General features: G+C 42.9%; 14 protein-coding genes. 4 read left to right on the top strand and 10 right to left on the bottom strand.

The annotated features are described in order from the left end of the window. Window positions 1-151: 151 nt before the first annotated feature. The 7 genes from XBJ1_RS10650 to ppsR all read right to left on the bottom strand — a co-directional run bounded on the left by XBJ1_RS10650 (window position 152) and on the right by ppsR (window position 8520). Window positions 152-946: a heme ABC transporter ATP-binding protein gene (locus XBJ1_RS10650; protein ID WP_012988945.1), complete on the bottom strand. Its 795-nt coding sequence runs from the start codon at window positions 944-946 to the stop codon at window positions 152-154. Next, on the bottom strand, window positions 946-1947 hold the full coding sequence (locus XBJ1_RS10645) for a FecCD family ABC transporter permease (RefSeq protein WP_012988944.1): 1002 nt from the start codon (window positions 1945-1947) through the stop codon (window positions 946-948). Before XBJ1_RS10645 ends, XBJ1_RS10650 begins: the two co-directional genes overlap by 1 nt. Further along, a complete protein-coding gene (locus XBJ1_RS10640; RefSeq protein WP_012988943.1) occupies window positions 1944-2762 on the bottom strand; it encodes a heme/hemin ABC transporter substrate-binding protein in 819 nt (272 codons plus the stop codon). The genes XBJ1_RS10645 and XBJ1_RS10640 overlap by 4 nt, the downstream gene beginning before the upstream one ends. Continuing rightward, on the bottom strand, window positions 2759-3832 hold the full coding sequence (locus tag XBJ1_RS10635) for a hemin-degrading factor (protein WP_012988942.1): 1074 nt from the start codon (window positions 3830-3832) through the stop codon (window positions 2759-2761). Before XBJ1_RS10635 ends, XBJ1_RS10640 begins: the two co-directional genes overlap by 4 nt. Before the next feature lie 75 nt (window positions 3833-3907). Further along, window positions 3908-5968 carry a TonB-dependent hemoglobin/transferrin/lactoferrin family receptor gene (locus XBJ1_RS10630; protein ID WP_012988941.1) on the bottom strand — a complete coding sequence of 687 codons (2061 nt, stop codon included), beginning with the start codon at window positions 5966-5968 and terminating at the stop codon, window positions 3908-3910. 474 nt (window positions 5969-6442) lie between these two features. Then, on the bottom strand, window positions 6443-7489 hold the full coding sequence (locus tag XBJ1_RS10625; RefSeq protein ID WP_012988940.1) for a 3-deoxy-7-phosphoheptulonate synthase: 1047 nt from the start codon (window positions 7487-7489) through the stop codon (window positions 6443-6445). A 167-nt stretch (window positions 7490-7656) separates the two neighbouring features. Further along, a complete protein-coding gene (gene ppsR / locus XBJ1_RS10620) occupies window positions 7657-8520 on the bottom strand; it encodes a posphoenolpyruvate synthetase regulatory kinase/phosphorylase PpsR (protein WP_012988939.1) in 864 nt (287 codons plus the stop codon). A 248-nt stretch (window positions 8521-8768) separates the two neighbouring features. Here ppsR and ppsA point away from each other — a divergent pair, with 248 nt between their 5' ends. Beyond that, window positions 8769-11147: a phosphoenolpyruvate synthase gene (gene ppsA / locus XBJ1_RS10615; protein ID WP_012988938.1), complete on the top strand. Its 2379-nt coding sequence runs from the start codon at window positions 8769-8771 to the stop codon at window positions 11145-11147. 472 nt (window positions 11148-11619) lie between these two features. On the opposite strand, the gene ydiK is transcribed toward ppsA, so the two are convergent. Further along, window positions 11620-12729, bottom strand: coding sequence for an AI-2E family transporter YdiK (gene ydiK / locus XBJ1_RS10610; protein WP_012988937.1), 1110 nt, complete (start codon window positions 12727-12729; stop codon window positions 11620-11622). Between the two features lie 207 nt (window positions 12730-12936). Here ydiK and ydiJ point away from each other — a divergent pair, with 207 nt between their 5' ends. The 3 genes from ydiJ (at window position 12937) to XBJ1_RS10595 (ending at window position 17777) form a co-directional block, all read left to right on the top strand. After that, window positions 12937-16008, top strand: a complete 3072-nt coding sequence (gene ydiJ / locus XBJ1_RS10605; protein ID WP_012988936.1) for a D-2-hydroxyglutarate dehydrogenase YdiJ — start codon at window positions 12937-12939, stop codon at window positions 16006-16008. Continuing rightward, window positions 16005-16418 (top strand): hotdog fold thioesterase, encoded by a 414-nt coding sequence (locus tag XBJ1_RS10600; RefSeq protein ID WP_012988935.1) that lies wholly within the window; start codon window positions 16005-16007, stop codon window positions 16416-16418. Before ydiJ ends, XBJ1_RS10600 begins: the two co-directional genes overlap by 4 nt. Before the next feature lie 288 nt (window positions 16419-16706). After that, window positions 16707-17777, top strand: a complete 1071-nt coding sequence (locus XBJ1_RS10595) for a L,D-transpeptidase family protein (protein WP_012988934.1) — start codon at window positions 16707-16709, stop codon at window positions 17775-17777. A gap of 108 nt (window positions 17778-17885) precedes the next feature. Here the strand turns inward: XBJ1_RS10595 and XBJ1_RS10590 are convergent, their stop codons facing one another. Together XBJ1_RS10590 and pykF are read right to left on the bottom strand one after the other, a co-directional pair. Then, a complete protein-coding gene (locus XBJ1_RS10590; protein ID WP_012988932.1) occupies window positions 17886-18122 on the bottom strand; it encodes a major outer membrane lipoprotein in 237 nt (78 codons plus the stop codon). A gap of 543 nt (window positions 18123-18665) precedes the next feature. Then, on the bottom strand, window positions 18666-20075 hold the full coding sequence (pykF, locus tag XBJ1_RS10585; RefSeq protein ID WP_012988931.1) for a pyruvate kinase PykF: 1410 nt from the start codon (window positions 20073-20075) through the stop codon (window positions 18666-18668). Window positions 20076-20441 lie beyond the last annotated feature (366 nt).

The raw sequence follows: 20441 nt of genomic DNA, 5'->3' as shown, positions 1-20441 counted from the left end.
AAGGAATAGCCTTCCCATTTAACTCATTGATAATCCTAAAATCCACCAATGGTCAAAGTTGGATATGGCTGAATGTGTAGATCCTCGTTGTTTAGGCAAATTTTGTGAATACCAACAAAATTTGCCTTTTCAATATGGTTACCGAGATTGGTTATTGCCGGAGATAAACTTGTGGCTGATAGGTTTCAGGATGCTGAGTAACCCCTAAATCAGCCCGATACCATTGTTTAAGAATATCATCGCGAAGCACATCCTGCGGGGAACCAGACGCCACCAGTTTTCCTTTGTGTAACAGGATAATTTTGTCTGCATAGAGTGAAGCCAAATTTAAATCATGCAGTACACAGCAAACAGCCAGAGGGCGCTGACGTGTCAGGCGATGTACCAGCCGTAATGTATGTTGCTGGTGGTAAAGATCCAATGCTGATGTGGGTTCATCCAGAAATAGACAAGATTCTGTTGGCTCTGGATGCCAAAGCTGTGTCAGTACTCTTGCCAGTTGAACCCGCTGTTGTTCCCCTCCAGATAACTGCTGATAATTTCGATGTCTTAGCTCTTCACATTCTGTCAGCATAATCGCTTCATCAATGGCCGTTTTTCTGTGGGTATTTTCATGTGGCACACGGCCCATGGCAATGATTTCTTCCACACTGAAGGGAAAAGAAAGAGAACTGTATTGCCGCATAACGGCACGAATACGTGCAAGTTGCTGGGTTGGCCAACGGGAGATTGGAACGCCTTTTAACAGGCATTCGCCTGAATTGGACGGAATATAGCCTGTTAATAAGCGTAACAGCGTAGATTTCCCGGCCCCATTGGGGCCAATAATTGCAACAACTTCCCCTTTCTGAAGGGAAAGTGAAATATCCTTGATAATCTGACGATGCCCAATGAAATAGTTTAAATTTCTGGCTTCAAGTAAATTTTCCGACATTACTGATTCCATTATAAACGGCCTCCTGATGGTTTAAGAATCAACCATAAAAAATAGGGAGCACCGATCAAACCGGTGATAAGTCCTACTGGTATTTCTGCAGGAGAAACTAATGTTCTAGCCAGTGTATCAGCACTTAACAGCAGGCATGCTCCGCCCAGTACCGAGATTGGCAGAAGCCAAGTATGGTCACCGCCAAACCGTAGTCTGACAAGGTGTGGAATCACCAGACCGATAAAACCAATGACACCGCTCAAAGCGACAGCACAGCCAATCAGCAGGGCACTCAGCAATAATAATTGATACTTAGTACGTTGGACATTAATACCGAGATAGTGAGCTTCTTCATCGCCTAATTGAAGCAGATTGAGTTTTCGTGATTGACTGAATGCCAAAATGCAAACAGGAATAATGAGAGACGCGGCGATAATCAGTGTTGGCCATTCAATTTGGCTCAATGAACCCATCATCCAAATCGAAAATTGGCGCAATTGCTGATCATTACTGACATAGCTCAACACACCGATAAACGACATACAAAGGGCATTGATGGCAATACCGGCAAGTAATAATTTGGATAGATTACCGTGGTTATATTTATTTAACGAAAATATCAGGAATGAAACCAGTAAACTGCCGATAAAAGCCGCAATAATATGGCCATATAACGCGATACTGGCAGGTAGCGTAAAAGGCAGAACAATCACCGTTGCTACGGTAAGTGCAGCACCACTACTGATCCCTAATAAGCCAGGATCGGCAAGGGGATTGCGGAACAATCCCTGCATCACGGCACCGGACACAGCCAGCGCACCGCCAACCAAAATAGCCAGCAGAATGCGCGGTAAGCGGATATTTAACCAAATCTGCCACTGTGGGTCATCCAATGAGGACTCCCACAGGGTTTTAAAAGAAAGTGGCAATGCCCCCATATTGGCTGAGCTGATTGCTAACAAGAATAGCAACAAGCCGAGAGCCATCAAGCCGAAACTGGGGGAGTGGGAACGACTCATTGCACTTTCTCCGCCGCCTCGCGGACTTGTTTCATGACGGCTGGAGTTTGGATGCCAAATCCAAGCAGACCCATTTCATCCACAATAATAACCTGTTTTTTCTTGCCTGCCGGAGTGAAATTTAATCCCGGAAGCTGCCAGAGTTTATCCATACCTCCCAGCGTTTTCAGCCCCTCAGTACTGACTAGCAGCAAATCAGGCTGGCTGGCAATGACTCCTTCTTGAGATAGGGGACGATATCCTTTAAATCCCTGCATGGCATTCTGTGCACCTATACTACGGATAATCTGGTCTGCGGCTGTCTGTTGACCGGCTGCCATTGGCATGATCCCGCCGTGGCTCATGACAAAGATCACCTTAGTGGGAATATTTGACGTGTTGATTTCGGCTAACTGTTGTCGATATTGGGAGATCAGCATTTCACCGCTTTTTTCCTGATTGACCGCCTTTGCAACGGTCAAAATTTTTTCAGAAACGGCTTCTAACGAGGCTTTGCTGGTCACTTTAATAACTTTTACACCTGAATTTTCGACTTGCTTAAGTGCGAGAGACGGTTGCGCCGATTCACTTACAATCACCAGTGATGGGCGCATGGATAGGATCCCTTCTGAATTCAGCATTCGCATATATCCCACATCGGGTAGTGAGAGTAATGCTTTAGGGTTTTGGCTGGTGCTATCCCTTGCGACAACATTCTGCCCTTCGCCAAGTGCAAAAACAATTTCAGACACATCACCACCAATTGTGACAATGCGTTCAGCAGAGAATGCATTGCCAGAGATGGCAAACATAAATGTTAGAAGCCACTTTTTCATACTATGCAAGTTTCCTTTTCTGATTCCAGTTTAGGCAGTGCGGCAATCTGCTTACGCCAATGTGCCTGTTCAGGCGTACCTTCGGTACGCTGGCCGTACAATTGTGCGATTTGGTTACCTTCGGCATCAAATAGCTCAAGGCTGGTGACAAAACCATCAGTTGTTGGCTTACGTGTTACCCAGCTTTCTACAATAGCACTTTCAATCAGGTGCAAAGTGAAATCACGATTGAAAATGTTGACCCATTTCTGAGGAGAATTTTCTTCCTGATAAGGCATCAAACGTTCCAGTTTACCCGTGAAAATCTGGATACAACCACGATTTCCGACAAAAATCATGATTTCATTTTGATCGTTATGCGCGGTTTCAATGATTTGAGTCAGTGATGAATTTTCAACACGGTAGGCCAGATCATTACCGACAGCATTGAAAATTTGCTGACGGTTTAGGTTATGACGGCTCATCATCATAAAAAATTGGTGAACATTAGTCATAGCACGCCATTCTTCATCCAATTGAGCTTTCAGTTGTTCTGTGACTTCTTTGTGCTCAGATACTTTTTCAGGTTGAATTTCCAGAGCTGGATTTTCATCGGTCTGATATTTTTCGATCAAGGCTTCCCATGCAGCCATATCGGTATCTTTGGTTGTGTACACTTTATGCAGAGCATCACCTTGGCGGTCAAAGAATTGAATACTGTGACGCAGGCCATTTTTGGCTGGTTCAACCAGAGAGAAAACGCAGGCCCAATGGTCGAAGAATAGTCGCAGATCAAGTTCTCGTGGGTTGAGAATCAAACCGACATGTGGGCTGAACTGTGTATTTTCGTAACGACCTACCTGTTCGTGAACGGCAAAATCATTACGGGTAATGGCTTTAGTTTCTCCGACCGTTGCCAGCTCTTGAAGCAGGGCAGGAGCATCAACGTTCAAACGTTTTGCGTCGATACCAACACGACTATGCAATAATTCTCCTTCGCTGACATTGAGGTAAGCAGCGAGATCACGTGCATATTTAGCTTTGTTATCCGCTTTGGCCTGTAGGTAACGTTCATAAAGTGACTGATTCACAATTGCTGGCTCCTTAAAAACTGTGTTTAAAAATAGTGTGTTAAAAACGTATTAAAAAAACCGGGTGGTTGTTATCTACCACTGGTAGCTGATGAACAGTTTACCGTTGCGGCCATCCTGTGGGGCGCCCAATGGCGAGTAATATTCTTTGTCGAACGCGTTTCCAAGTACGACAGAAGTTGTTAGCCCTTTTAATTTTCCATCGCCGTGATAACTGACATAGAAATCATTGATTCCGTAGCCTGCGTATTGAGAGAGTTTCTGACCGCGCTCATTTTTATCACCATTAATCCCTCTGAACTGAGTATGTTGGGTAAATTTACCGATCCAACCAAGGGAAAAACCGGTGTTAGATAGAGGGATATCTAGCATGCTGCTCAAAGTATCGGGACTGAGGTCGGCGATAGATTCTCCTGTTTCTTCGTTTTTTCCCATTGTTCGGTTGTAAGCGAGATTCCATGAGAACCAATTTGATTCATAACTCATTGAAGCATCCCAGCCCCAAATTTTGGTTTTAGGGATATTGATTGACGTTGTAGATCTCATATCCGGCATTGTCACGATGGAAGTGATGTAATCCTTCGCTTGAGTGTCAAAATAACTGACTTTGAATTTCAACTCATCGTTACTGGAGAATAAATCATCGAAACGCAGTCCAAAGCCAGATTCCAGAGTTTCATTGCTTTCTGGACGCAGGTTAGGATTAGGTTTCCAGTAATTAGTGAATCCCGGCTTTCCTCTCATTGCTGGCATGTGGAAGTGCTTAGAATCGTTATACATTTCACCCATGGTTGGAGCACGAAATGCCTGAGAATAGGAAGTGAATAACATTGACCAAGGAGTTGGCGTAATGCTGACAGCGCCTTTTGATGACCATTTATTGGCACTGATATCGTCATATTTAGCATTTGAAGCGTTGTAATTGTCGTAACGTGTACCGACGATGAATGAAACAGGCAAATCACGCAGGGTTATTTCATCTTGAACCCAACCGGATGCAAAACGGATATCGGCATCAGGGAAACTTTCTGTATTGCCGTTTGGCTTCTGTTTCTGTTTGTAAGCCTCGCCACCGTACGTGAATTGATGAACTGAAAAAGTGTTTGCACCCAGATGTGAACGGTTCTCTAATTTAACGCCGTAAGTTTCTTGTTTGCGACCTTCAAAACCTTTCTCTTTGGTTTTTGCATTAATAGTGACGTCCGAGTAATAGATATCCGCTTTGGTATTCAGCCAGTTGTACTCAGCCGGATTGAGTCGATAAGTCAGTTGTGCATCATGTTGTGTCGTGGTGCGATCTGCTCTCGGGTTATCGTTTTTAGCATTATCTGTGATAGCTTGTGGGTTTTTAGGCTCATGGGACTGATTGCGGTAATAGCGAAGTTCGCTACTGAGTGATTGGCTATCATTGATATTCCATTTCCCTTTTGCCAGCATATTACCAATGGTTTCGTCATTATGACCGATTAGGCTGTTACCATAGCGAATATTGCCAACATCACGGCTACTGAATGCAAATAACCCATCGAGTTGCTCTGTCTTACCAAATGCAGCACCACCAAATCCCAGGCTATGATCACCTGTTGCTGCGCGACTGAAAACACGAAAGCCAGTATTTTTTCCCTCTTGCAATAAATCGGCTGCATCAACTGTCTGATAGGCAATAACGCCTCCCAGTGCACCACTGCCATAAAGTAGGGCGGATGGACCACGAACGACTTCGACCTGTTTAATCAAGCTTGGATCGAGAAATAAACCATTGAGATGCCCAGTATCGGTGCCCTGACGAATACCATCAACAAGCGTTAAAACACCTTTTTTAGAATAACCGCGCATACTGATGTCTTGTCCATTGGTGCGCCCAGAACCAGAAACGTTAATACCAGGAAGGTTACGCAGTAAATCATGGGCATTGCCTGCCACTCTATTGTTGGCTGAGTTTCCTTCAATGACTGTTACCATCATAGGCGCTTCAAAACTATCGCGCTCATTGCCAGTCGCGTAAACAGTCAAAGTATCTTTGGATGATTTATTTTCTTCAGCAAGGATTGTTGTTGCATGAGCAGAAGATAACCCAGTCAAAATGACCACACTTAATGATGATAATTTTAGGTTTGGTAATTTAATTGGGTTCATACAGGTTAATCTCCATAATTTAACGGTGTTTTGTGCATAAAAATAACCCATCACCACGATATTGATCAGGCGAGTTTGCTGGGGTTTTATTTGTTCGAATAAAGCTACGAGTTTTGGTCTGGCGTAATGGCATAAGCCATTTTGCCGATTAATTTTTATGGTACGTGATTATCCCAATAATTTCTGACTGTCGGCACACCAGTACAATCGTTTTTTACGGGATCACTGAATAGTTCAAGAAGAATCTGCTGTTGCAGGAGATTTGCGTGGTAGTACTGGTAATAAGCTAATTTTCCCATGGTCAAATCTTAATAATAACTATTCTAATATCGAGAATAATTATCGTTTCAAATTTGACTAACTTCAAGTTATTTTTTTAAAGCTTGCGGTGATAATTTAATCTATTGATTTATATTAATATTTTTGAATTTTATCTGGCTCTTGCAAGAAACAGGAGTCAGATAAAAGAGGTATTCAAGTACGATCTTTGACCGCTCTGGACAGAATATTGATAAACTGTTCGGTATCTTGCCAGCTAAGACAGGGATCAGTAATGGACTGCCCGTAGGTTAAAGGTTCTCCATGTACTACTTTTTGAGTACCTTCTATCAAGAAACTTTCAGCCATGACACCCGCAATAGATGTTGAACCCGATTGAATTTGCTGGCCGATATCTTTCGCGATATCTAGCTGGCGGCGATGGATCTTTTGACAGTTACCGTGGCTACAATCCACAATCAGGCGTTCAGTTAATTGATATTCATGTAATTTCTGGCAGGCGGCAGCAATATCTTCTGCTTTGTAATTAGGCTTTTTACCGCCCCGCATAATGATATGCCCATGGGGATTTCCGTTGGTCTGGTAAATAGTCATCCGCCCATCTTTGTCAGGAGACAAGAACATATGTTTGGCACGTGCTGCGCGTATCGCATCGATAGCGATATGCGTATTTCCGTCTGTCCCATTTTTAAATCCAACGGGGCATGACAGAGCAGATGCCATTTCCCGATGAATTTGGCTTTCTGTCGTTCTGGCTCCGATGGCACCCCAGCTAATTAAATCGGCAATATATTGCCCTGTGACCATATCCAAAAATTCAGTGGCCGTTGGCATACCCAGTTCATTAATATCATTTAATAGCTTACGGGCGAGAGAGATTCCCTTATTAACCTGACAGGAGCCATCTAACAAAGGATCTGAAATTAACCCTTTCCAGCCAATAACAGTACGGGGTTTCTCGAAATAGGTTCTCATTACTATTTCCAGACTGTGCTGGTATTTTTCACGTAATACTTGCAGGCGGGCGGCATAATCAAGAGCCGCATCAACATCGTGTATTGAACAAGGGCCAATAATGACCAGTAAACGCGGGTCATTGCCTGTAAGAATGGATTCAATTCGCTTACGTGACAATGTCACATTTTGCCGGATTTTTTCTGATATAGGATATTGTTCAGCAAGTGCTTTGGGTGTAATCAAACGACCAATGGAACGGGTTCTTAATTCATCTGTTTTGTGCATATATTTTCTCGAATTCTACTTCACATTAAAGCAGTGTCTGTAATGATTGAAATCACAATAACTCAACACCCGGTAAATTCAACAAGTAATAATGACATTTGCCCGAGAAAGTATCGTGCAAAGATATTGTGAAAAAAGTACCGTAGAAAATGCTGGAGGTTTCGGGATCAGAACATGCGGCGTTTCAATCCCATACTGTCAATAATTTTGGTTGAAATTTCTTCGACAGAATAATTGGTGGTATTTAAATAGTTAATTTTATTCTTACGAAACAATGCTTCAACTTCAGCAAGTTCTAATCGGCATTGTCGCAATGAGGCATAACGACTATTTTCACGTCTTTCTTCTCGAATAGCAGCAAGTCTTTCTGGGCTGATGGTCAGGCCGAATAATTTATGTTGAAAGGGTTTTAAGGCAGCAGGTAATTGTAGATTGTCCATATCGTCTGCGGTGAAAGGATAATTTGCTGCCTGAATACCGAATTGCATGGCAAGATAGAGGCTGGTAGGGGTTTTACCGCAGCGGGATACGCCCAGAATAATCACTTGAGCCTGTTCAAGATTACGTAATGAAACGCCATCATCGTGAGCGAGAGCATAATCAATGGCTGCAATACGAGCATCATATTGCCCCAGATTCTTTTTGGATAAACCGTGGGTACGGTGTAATTCTGGCTTGGGTTCCAGCCCGATTTCCTGTTGCAGTGGAGCCACCAGTGTCTGGACAATATCCTGACAGAAACCGTCACTGCTTGTGATGATACTTTTGACTTCATCCGAAATAATGGAATAAAAAACCAGTGGCTTAAGCTGTGTTTCTTGATATATCGCGTTTATCTGAGTTTTGATTTCTTCTGCTCTCATTTTACTGTTTACAAAAGGCAGAGTATAAGAAGTGACTGTAATCGGAAATTGGGACAATACGGCATGTCCAAGTACTTCAGCTGTAATTGCCGTACCATCGGAAATAAAAAACACACTGCGTTCCAGAGTTTCATTTTCCTGTGTTTTGGAGGTATGGTTTTCTGTCATTGTATCTTTCTTTTATTGTTAGGTTGACGGTGTATTATCGAATTTGTGAAGTTGTTGGCTGAATCGTTTTTATCACAAACTAGAACTATAGATAACATTCCCGATTATACCCGCAAAAAAATAATATTGCTGGGTTGATCGATTCACCTTTCCATATATGACAAAACAATGTGCTAGGCTATTTTACGCTGTAAAGAACAGCCTTAATTTTCCGATTTGTACTTCCGAATGTAAAAAGGATAGTTTCAATGTCCAACAATGGCCTCACCCCATGCAATGTGCTCTGGTATAACCAATTAGGCATGAATGATGTTAATCGAGTCGGTGGTAAAAACGCCTCTCTTGGTGAGATGATCACCAATCTGGCTGAACTTGGTGTGTCTGTCCCCAATGGTTTTGCTACGACCGCACAGGCATTTAATGATTTTCTGGAACAAAGCGGCGTCAACCAGCGTATTTATCAGTTGCTGGATGAAACCAATGTTGATGATGTTAATCAATTGGCCAAGGCTGGCGCACAGATTCGTCGGTGGGTGATTGATACGCCATTTACGGCACAGCTGGAAAACGATATCCAAGATGCCTACCTGCAATTGTCTGAAGGTGAGCCCGGTGCCTCTTTTGCTGTGCGATCTTCCGCCACAGCAGAAGACATGCCAGATGCCTCTTTTGCAGGACAACAGGAAACTTTCTTGAATGTGCAGGGCATTGATGCCGTTATGGTTGCCATCAAGCATGTCTTTGCGTCACTTTTTAACGATCGGGCCATTTCTTATCGTGTCCATCAGGGATATGACCATCGCGGTGTCGCGCTCTCTGCGGGAGTACAACGCATGGTACGCTCTGATTTAGCATCGTCTGGTGTGATGTTTACGATTGATACTGAATCTGGTTTTGATCAAGTTGTGTTCATTACGTCTGCTTATGGCCTCGGTGAGATGGTCGTGCAGGGAGCAGTGAATCCTGATGAATTTTATGTCCATAAACCCACACTGCAAAACAATCGCCCTGCGATAGTGCGTCGTAATTTGGGATCAAAGAGAATACGCATGGTTTATGCGGACAGTAAAGAGCATGGAAAGCAGGTACGTACAGAAGATCTGTCAGATGTGCTACGCAATCGTTTCTCTTTGACGGATGACGAAGTAGAAGCGCTGGCCAGACAAGCGCTGTTGATTGAAAAACATTATGGCCGTCCAATGGACATTGAATGGGCGAAAGATGGAAATAATGGCAAGTTATATATTGTACAAGCTCGCCCTGAAACCGTTCGATCAAATCAACAGGTGATGGAGCGCTATCAACTCAACACACAGGGTTCGGTATTGGTAGAAGGTCGTGCTATCGGACATCGTATCGGTGCTGGTACGGTTAAGGTCATTCATAACCTTAGTGAGATGGATCGTATTCAGGCTGGTGATGTGTTGGTTACTGATATGACTGATCCAGATTGGGAACCGATAATGAAAAAAGCGGCTGCGATTGTCACCAATCGTGGAGGGCGTACCTGCCACGCAGCTATTATTGCCCGTGAACTGGGTATTCCTGCTGTGGTAGGTTGTGGTGATGCTACTGAACGCTTGAAGGAAGGACAAGAAGTAACGATTTCCTGTGCTGAAGGGGATACCGGTTTCGTTTACCAAAATAAATTGGATTTTAGCATCCAAAGCTCCCAAGTTGATGAATTGCCAAAACTGGATGTTAAAATCATGATGAACGTGGGTAATCCTGATCGTGCATTTGATTTTGCCTGCTTGCCAAATGAAGGTGTTGGTCTGGCTCGTCTGGAATTCATCATTAACCGAATGATTGGTGTTCATCCCCGTGCTTTGCTCGAATTTTCCCAACAGACACCCGAATTGCAAGAGCAAATTAACGCGTTGATGGTCGGCTATGACGATCCGGTTGAATTTTATATTGGACGGTTAACGGAAGGCGTTGCGACACTGGCAGCCGCATTTTGGCCGAAGCGTGTGATTGTTCGTTTGTCTGATTTCAAATCCAATGAATATGCAAATTTAGTGGGTGGGGAACGATACGAACCGAATGAAGAAAACCCTATGTTAGGTTTCCGCGGGGCTGGTCGCTATGTTTCTGACAGTTTCCGCGCATGTTTTGCACTGGAGTGTGAAGCCATCAAGCGGGTGCGGAATGTTATGGGGTTAACTAATGTTGAAGTGATGGTCCCGTTTGTACGCACGGTAGCACAAGCAGAAGCTGTTGTGGCAGAATTGGCTGCGCAGGGCTTGAAACGTGGTGAAAATGGGTTGAAAGTCATCATGATGTGTGAGATTCCATCGAATGCATTATTGGCAGAACAATTTCTCGAACATTTTGACGGTTTTTCAATTGGCTCAAATGATATGACTCAGCTAGCACTGGGATTGGATCGTGATTCTGGTGTGGTGTCTGAGTTATTTGATGAGCGTAATGATGCCGTAAAACAATTACTTTCTATGGCAATTCAAGCGGCTAAGCGTCAAGGTAAGTATGTCGGTATCTGTGGACAAGGTCCTTCGGATCACGAGGATTTTGCTGAGTGGTTAGTGAAAGAAGGCATTGACAGTTTATCGTTGAATCCAGATACCGTGGTAAAAACCTGGATTTCGTTGGCTGAAAACAATTAATAGAAAATAATTTAAGCCTGAATTAAAAAGCCTGTTGGAATATTTACAGGCTTTTTTGTTTTGTGTAGCACAATCTTTTTTTGACATGGATGAATAATATAATTGAGGAATCACAGTAAAAACTCCAAAAAAAAAAGCCTATCATGGGCTGACAGGCAAAGACTACACACAGCAATATTTATTACGTCACTCGCTCCAGCTTTTGGCGTGTATAGGCTGGAACAGTAATTCTTAGGAAACGTTTGTTTCGATGAAAAGAATACTAATTTAATAAATGAGTTTATTCATTAAGAATCCTCTTAATAAATAGGAGCCGGAAAAGAAAAACGAGGGATATAACTTTTTTGCAACAAATTACATGGTTTTTTTATTAACATTTTGGTATGAATTTATATTTATGATAGAACTGTGGGTTTGTATTCATCAATATGATAATTGCGCGAAAAAATAATATTTTCGCGCAGCTGTTTAATTATTCTATATGATCTTTTTGGAAGTATTTTTCAGTGTCTTCTGTCTTATTTTCAGGTTTAGGAACTTCATTCATCCATGCCAGCAGTAAGCGATAAGAGACAGCCAATACAACGGGGCCAATAAATAGCCCAATCAAACCCAGTGAAAGTATGCCACCGATTACACCTGTGAGTATTAAAACCATGGGCAAATCTGCCCCAAGTCGAATAAGGAAAGGGCGAAGAACGCCATCCATTGTGGTCAAGACCAGGCTCCAGATAACTAGAACAGTTCCCCAAGTTGTTTCACCTGTCCAATAAAGCCACGCGATAGACGGAACGAGCACCAATAGAGGCCCCAGCTGGGCAACACAGCATATAAACATTAATACAGTCAGTATCATTGCATAGGGAATGCCTGCAATTGCTAATCCAATTCCACCGGCGATTGCTTGTACCAGTGCCGTGACAACCACACCAAGAGCAACCGCACGAATAGACTGGGCAGCCAGCAGTACGACTGCATCACCACGTTGGTCTGCCAGCCGGATGGCAAAATGACGGATACTTAACATGACCTGTTCACCTTTCCAATAAAGCAGAACACTGAACAGCACCATGAGTACAAGATGGAACAAGAAACGGCCAGCGTTGGCTGCTTGGGTAAAAAACCATGTTGCCGTTTTACCAATATAGGGTGGAATTTTGGTGAGAAGAATGTTGCTTCCATCAGCAACCGTGTCCTGCCATTTAACATATAAATCTTCACCTATGACCGGGATCCGGCTGAGCCATTCTAGTTGAGGTAATTGAAACGTCGAGGGGGATTTTGCCCATTCAATCAATGGAGTGCTGTTTTCCAGCAAACTACTAACCAATAATGCAATTGGGATAACAAATAATAAAACTAGCAGCAATGTCATAATAGAAACGGCAATCCAGCGTTTTCCCCATAGATGTTGTTGTAATTTTTCTAATAATGGCCAAGTTGCAATAACGACCATTCCGGACCAAATGAACCCCAGGACAAATGGACTTAAAACCCAAAAGCAGGTCGCAATGAGCAGTAGAATAAAGAACAGCACAAATAGCAGCTTGGGTAAATCCTGGCGTGATTGCGATTTTTCCATGAAATTATTTCTCTTTTGCAATTGAAAGTACTGTTGGCAGTAACGATAGTAAGTAAATATAACGTTATTTCACAGATTGCTCAAAATTGATAAAGATTGTGATATCGTTGAAAGCTTGCCTACTCAGAAAGCTGTCTGAGTCACCTGATCCAAGATAGTATATAAATGAAGCAATGTGGACACTAATTAGAGAAGGGGCACAAGCCAATGATCCCACGTATACCACAAGCCCCCCATGTCAGTGAACTGGCACAGGAATATTTGACTGCACTGAAGGAAGTTGGTTTTACAGGCGATACTGTCAGCAGTTATGCCGATAGATTGACTATGGCGACGGATAACAGTATTTATCAATTATTGCCACAAGCAGTTATCTTTCCGCGCTCTAGTGCTGATGTTGCTCTGCTGGCGAGAGTTGCTGGAGAAGAACGTTTTTATTCCCTGACATTTACTCCTCGCGGGGGAGGAACGGGTACCAACGGACAATCACTTAATAATGGTATTGTGGTGGATATGTCCCGTTATATGAACCGTATTCTTGAGATCAACCCAGAACAAGGGTGGGTTAAAGTCGAAGCCGGTGTCATAAAAGATCAACTCAATCAATATCTAAAACCTTTCGGTTATTTTTTCTCTCCCGAATTATCAACCAGTAACCGTGCTACGTTAGGCGGTATGATTAATACTGATGCTTCTGGTCAGGGATCACTGGTTTATGGCAAAACTTCTGATCATGTACTTGGTGTCCGCGCCGTTTTATTGGGTGGGGAAATGTTTGATACCCGTCCTATGAGTACGTTATTCGCGGAATCGATTGCTCAAGAAGAATCTGTCATTGGACAGATCTATAAAACGGTGCTTGAACGTTGCCGTGAGCAACGGAAGTTAATCGTCGAAAAATTCCCGAAGCTCAATCGTTTTCTGACCGGATATGATTTGCGTCATGTTTACAGTGATGATATGCAAACATTTGACTTGACCCGAATTTTGACTGGTTCTGAAGGAACATTGGCTTTTATTACGGAAGCAACACTGGATATTACGCCACTGCCAAAAGTCAGGCGGTTGGTGAATGCCAAATATGATTCCTTTGATTCAGCCCTGCGCAATGCTCCTTTCATGGTGGAAGCCAAAGCGCTTTCGGTTGAGACTGTGGATTCCACAGTGCTCAATTTGGCACGTGAAGATATTATTTGGCACTCAGTAAAGGAATTGATTACGGATGTAGCTGATAAAGATATGCAGGGGCTGAATATTGTCGAATTCAGTGGCAATGATGAACAGCAAATTGACCAGCAGGTTTATGATCTTTGTCAGCGCCTTGATGAATTGATGGAGGAAAACCAGACCGGCATCATTGGTTATCAAATTTGCCATCATTTAGTGGATATTGAGCGTATTTATGCCATGAGGAAAAAGTCTGTTGGGTTACTCGGTAATAGCAAAGGGAACGCCAAACCGATCCCGTTTGTCGAAGATACCTGTGTACCTCCTCAGCATCTTGCCGATTTTATCACTGAATTCCGTCAGCTCCTCGATAGCCATCAGCTTAACTATGGTATGTTTGGGCATGTCGATGCGGGTGTCTTACATGTTCGGCCTGCGTTGGATATGTGTGATCCACAACAGGAAATCTTGATGAAGCAGATTTCCGATGAAATTGTTCGTCTGACAGCCAAATATGGCGGCCTGCTATGGGGAGAACATGGCAAAGGTTTTCGGGCGGAATACAGTCCAGACTTTTTTGGCGATATTTTGTATGACGAATTGCGTCGGATAAAAGCGGCATTTGATCCGCTGAATCGTCTTAATCCGGGAAAGATCTGCTCACCGATTGACACTGACGCCCCAATGATGAAGGTAGATGCGGCCAAGCGCGGAACTTATGACCGTACTATTCCTGTTAATGTCAGAACGGCATTTCGTGGAGCCATGGAATGTAATGGCAATGGACTATGCTTCAATTTCGATGTCAAAAGCCCAATGTGTCCTTCAATGAAGGTAAGTCAACATCGCATTCACTCACCCAAAGGCAGGGCGACGCTTGTCAGAGAATGGTTGCGGCTTCTGACTGAACAGGGGGTGAACCCTAAGTTGTTGGAGCAGGGGCTTGATCAAGCGCATCCTAGCCTGCGGGGGTTAATTGACAAGACGCGCTATAGCTGGCAGGCCTGGCGGGGTGAATATGATTTCTCGCATGAAGTGAAAGAGGCTATGTCAGGCTGTCTGGCCTGTAAAGCCTGTTCGACACAGTGCCCAATTAAGATTGATGTACCTTCATTTCGTTCGAGTTTTCTGTCGCTTTATCACAGCCGTTATCTGCGTCCGCTGCGTGATCATATTGTTGCCAATGTTGAAAGCAGTACTCCGTTGATGGCAAAGGTGCCTCAAGTATTTAACTTTTTTTTGAAACAACCGTGGGTACAGAAAATCAGCCAGCACACCATTGGTATGGTTGATCTGCCGCTACTTTCCTATCCAACACTGCAACAGCAGCTTTCAGGCCACTATGCCGCAAGAACGACACTGGAACAGCTCGAAACACTGTCACAATCTCAACGTAAGCAGCATGTGCTTATCGTCCAAGATCCTTTCACGAGTTACCACGATGCAAAAGTTGTCGCTGATTTTGTGCGATTGACCGAAAAACTAGGATATCAACCTGTGCTATTACCGTTCTCACCTAATGGAAAAGCACAACATGTTAAAGGATTCTTGACTAAATTTGCCAAGACTGCTGAGAAGACAGCCAGTTTTCTTAATCGAATAGCTTGCCTGAATATTCCTATGGTGGGAATTGATCCTGCGCTGGTGCTGTGTTACCGAGATGAATACAAAGATATTCTTGGTGAGCGACGGGGTAACTTTAGCGTCCAATTGGTACATGAATGGCTCATGGATATTCTGCCAGAGACACCAGCACAAGAGAAACGTGACGATTCAACATCCAGCTATGACTGGTATTTACTGGGGCATTGTACAGAAGTGACAGCGTTACCCAACAGCGGTAAGCAATGGACGGATATTTTCCGTCATTTTGGCTGTCAATTGAATAATGTCAGCGTGGGATGCTGTGGTATGGCCGGTACATATGGTCATGAAAAAAAGAATATTGATAACTCGATCGGTATCTATAAACTTTCATGGGCTCCGGCGCTGGGCAATCTTGGTCTGGAACGTTGTCTCAGCACTGGCTATTCATGCCGTAGTCAGGTGAAACGCATGGAAGGACAAACAGTTAAACATCCATTACAAGCCTTATTGGAGATAATACCGTGATTTGGAAACGTACTACAGATGTGAACGCGCTTAATCAATTTAATCGCGAGTGCATGCTAGGACATATAGGAATAGAAATTACCCAGATTGGTGAAGATTTTATTGAAGGAACAATGCCTGTCGATCAGCGCACTAAACAGCCGTTTGGTCTCTTACATGGTGGGGCATCTGTGGTGCTGGCTGAATCGCTCGGTTCTCTTGCAGGGTATCTCTGTTTAGAGGGTGAGCAGAAAGTTGTGGGAGTAGAGATCAATGCCAACCATATCAAAGCGGTGAGTAAAGGTGCTGTTAAAGGTGTTTGTAAACCTGTTCATCTTGGGCGCTCTCACCAAGTCTGGCAGATTGACATCTATAATGAACGGCAACAGTTATGCTGCACATCTCGCCTGACAACCGCAGTCTTGTCGTAGATTCTTATCTTATGACACCCGTTCATTGAGTTCAGTTCCTGTCAGTACTTTATTGACAGGAACAGTTTGGTATTTTGGTGAATGTGATTTGAACTTCCTTCACTAATGATGGGTTACAGGACTGTATATTGAGTGACACTAGCGCGTATAGTGTGCATGGAAGAATATGTATTTTTGTTTTTATTTTGTTCGGATTACTCTTTGATTTCCGTAAAAGAGATAGATGAGTTTCTTAAAGTGGGCTATTAATTAACCATTGTCTTTCAAACATCATTTCAGGAAGCGTATATGAAGCGATTTTTGACTTTTATCGGTATCTCTTTGATCGGTATGTTATTGTTAAGTAGTGTAGTCAATATAGCCAATGCGATGGAGTATCCATTGCCACCAAATAACAGTCGCCTGATTGGTGAGAACGCCATCTATATTGTATCTGATGATGGGCTTTCGCTGGAAGCCATTGCCGCCAAATACCAAATAGGTTTGCTGGCCATGCTGGAGGCTAATCCTGGCGTTGATCCTTATCTGCCGAAACTAGGCGCTAAGCTGATTATTCCATCACAGATGCTGCTTCCCGATACTCTTCGTCAAGGTATTATCATTAATCTGGCAGAATTTAGGCTCTATTATTTCCCCAAAGGGAAAAACTATGTTGTCGTCTATCCCATTGGGATCGGTCAGCTTGAACGTGATACACCGACGATGACAACGTCTGTCAGCCAATTGATTAAAAATCCAACATGGACACCAACTACCAATATTCGGAAAGATTATGCGAGCCGAGGGATTATTTTGCCAACGGTAGTACCTGCCGGAGCGGATAATCCGATGGGGGATTTTGCCTTGCGTTTGGCTGCTGGCCGTGGAGAATATTTGATTCATGGTACGAATGCAAATTTTGGTATTGGCATGCGTGTCAGTTCGGGCTGTATTCGTTTGCGTCCCGATGATATTGAAAATTTGTTTTATAGCGTTCCACGAGGAACCCGTGTTCAGGTAATTAATGAACCAATCAAATATACAGTGGAGCCAACGGGGAAACGTTACGTGGAAATTCATCAGCCACTTTCAGATAAACAGGCCGATGACCCTCAGACTAGGCCGATTCAGCGCACAAAAGGGTTGATAAAATTTATTGATAATCGTGAAACAGACGCTGTTCTTGTTGATCAGGCGATCATTCGACGTTCAGGAATACCTGTGCGGGTAAATAAAGGTATTGCTTTATCTAATCAGGAAGAGCAAGAAGTTTCAAGGCCGATTGAGACTCACGAAGAAGCCATTCACAGTGTTAGCCCAGTTAAATTACCGCCATTAAATCAGCCTAGTCCCATTTATCAGACTGAACCCTTATCCTGACTTGAGATAGGGGGATTGGTAATTGATTTCTGAGAAGAACAAATGGATGGGCGAATATAAAAATGGCGTACCTTACTTGGTACGCCATTTTTGTTATCTGCTGCAAGATTACTTCTTGTAGGAACGCACTTGATTATCAAGGCGCTTATTCGCACGAGCTGCTTCCTCTTTGGCTGACTGAACATCAGAGTGAACAGCGCTGAGGTCATTTCTCAATTGGTCAACTTTAGAACCCAGAGTGTTAACCTGAGTGGCAAGTTGTTCAACTTTAGTCGCGTTTGAACAACCTGCTAACAGAGTGGAAGCCAAAATTACTGCACCAAATATAACTTTAGTACGATTCATTACAATACCCTCTAGATTAAATTAATCTCCAAGTAGCTACCTAAGTATTACACAAACTTTTTTAGAAAGAGAATAAAATTTTGCTACTGAAAAAAATTCTACTGTTCTTTAATCGTAAAGTAAGCCAATAATTTTTAGATAACTGCAATAAATTAGTGGTTTATTCAGTGATTTCATCAGAACAATCATCAATAATTACGTGATATGCATTCCATTTTCGATGTTTTAGACTAATAAATAGAGAAGGTCGGTAACTGTCAACATAGTCTATTTAGTTATCTTGGATTCGCCATATAGTGAATATTTACTCTAAATACAAATAAATAAAAACAGTAAATGTTTTTGTACTGGAACCTGTAGATAAATTTGCTCACTGTAATTGTATAACTTTTATAAAGTTTATAATGATAACGATATGGCATAGAAATATAAAAAGATCCATTTGGATATAAACCAAACTTGGATCTTTTTATAGTTATTAACATCGCTAACAAGACTGCCCAATGTCTGGGCAGCTTATTCAGGATTGGGCGTGGTGCAAATTTATAGAACGTGGACTGAAGAAGTATTTGTTGTACCACTTGGTACTAACGCACCAGATATCATTACAACGGCATCACCTTTATTGGCGATACCACTTGCCAGTGCTGCTTCTTTACCAATCCGATAGAAATCATCGGTAGAGGCGATTTCTTTGACAATTTGTGTGGAAACACCTTTGACCAACAGCAATTGTCGGGCAGTGATTTCATTGGTAGTCAGAGCGAGAATAGGCGCGTTAGGGAAATATTTACGGATAGATCTTGCAGATTTTCCACCATAGGTTGCAACGACAATCAGGGGGGCTTCCAGTTTTTCTGCAATTTCAACTGCACCACGGCAGATTGCTTCAGTAACGCGCAGCTTCTGGGTTTTGATATTTTCAATTCTGCTGTTCATGATGCGATCTGTACGTTCACAGATGGTTGCCATGATAGAAACCGCTTCGATAGGGTATTTCCCTTTTGCACTTTCACCGGAAAGCATCACGGCATCAGTGCCATCCAAGATAGCATTGGCAACGTCACCTGCTTCAGCGCGGGTAGGGCGTGGATTTTTGATCATGGAATCCAGCATTTGGGTTGCAGTGATGACAACTTTGCGTGCTGCATTACATTTTTCGATCATCATCTTCTGAGCGAAGATAACTTCTTCTACTGGGATCTCAACACCCAAATCACCACGGGCAACCATGATACCGTCTGAAGCTTCCATAATTTCATCAAAATTATTCAGGCCTTCCTGATTTTCAATTTTGGAGATGATTTGGATGTGCTCTCCACCGTGAGCTTTCAGGTGATCACGGATTTCCAGTACATCAGAACGCTTACGGATGAAAGATGCTGCGACGAAATCAACACCTTGCTCGCAACCGAAAATAAGATCCTGTTTATCTTTTTCTGCCAGTGCAGGCAAGTTGATGGCGACATTTGGCAGATTGACGCCTTTGTTTTCGCCTAAATCACCGTTGTTCAATACCTCACAGATGACTTCAGTCTCGGTGATGTTTTTTACTGTCATGGCGATCAAACCATCATCAACCAAAATGGTATTACCCGGTTTCAGGTCTGCTGGCAGACCAGCATAAGTGACGGCGACACATTCTTGATTACCAACAACCGATTTATCAGTTGTAAAAGTGAAAGTCTGACCCGCAGTGAGAGAGACATCATTACCACCTTCCAGCTTTATGGTACGAATTTCAGGGCCTTTGGTATCCAGTAGGATAGCTGCTTTTTTGCCTGTTTTCGCAGTGACTGCACGAAGGTTTTTAATACGTTGGCCATGTTCTTCGTAGTCACCGTGAGAAAAATTTAGGCGCATGACATTCATGCCTGCATTAAGCAATTCGGTCAGTTTTGTTTCGGATTCTGTTTTTGGCCCGATAGTACAAACAATTTTGGTTTTTTTCATGACAATCTATCTACTGGTTTTAATGGATTAAAAGAATGAATCACCAACCATTGACATTTATGCCAGCATCATCTGGCTTTGTAAGTTGCGCAACATAACGGAAAACGGATGGCAGAAAGTGTCAAATGGTTTTTTTTGCGTGAAGTCAGGCATGTGTAGATATGTGGACTTGAATCGATTAAGCATCGGTAATTTTTTCTGAATTCGGTAAATCAATTGGCTGAAACCATTCAACTTATGACAGGAGCGTATTATAGAGGCTAATTTCTGTGAAATGAATCAAAAAAATGATTCTTGAAGATATTTATGAGTAAAAAGCGAAAAATATTCTGGCTCATGTTAAGGAAATCAGAGAGTTGTTGCGCA

Origin of the sequence: Xenorhabdus bovienii SS-2004 (assembly GCF_000027225.1) — a bacterium.
Taxonomy (GTDB): domain Bacteria; phylum Pseudomonadota; class Gammaproteobacteria; order Enterobacterales; family Enterobacteriaceae; genus Xenorhabdus; species Xenorhabdus bovienii_C.
The sequence above is the reverse complement of the archived record's forward strand: the minus strand, read 5'-3'. Positions and strand labels throughout refer to the sequence as shown.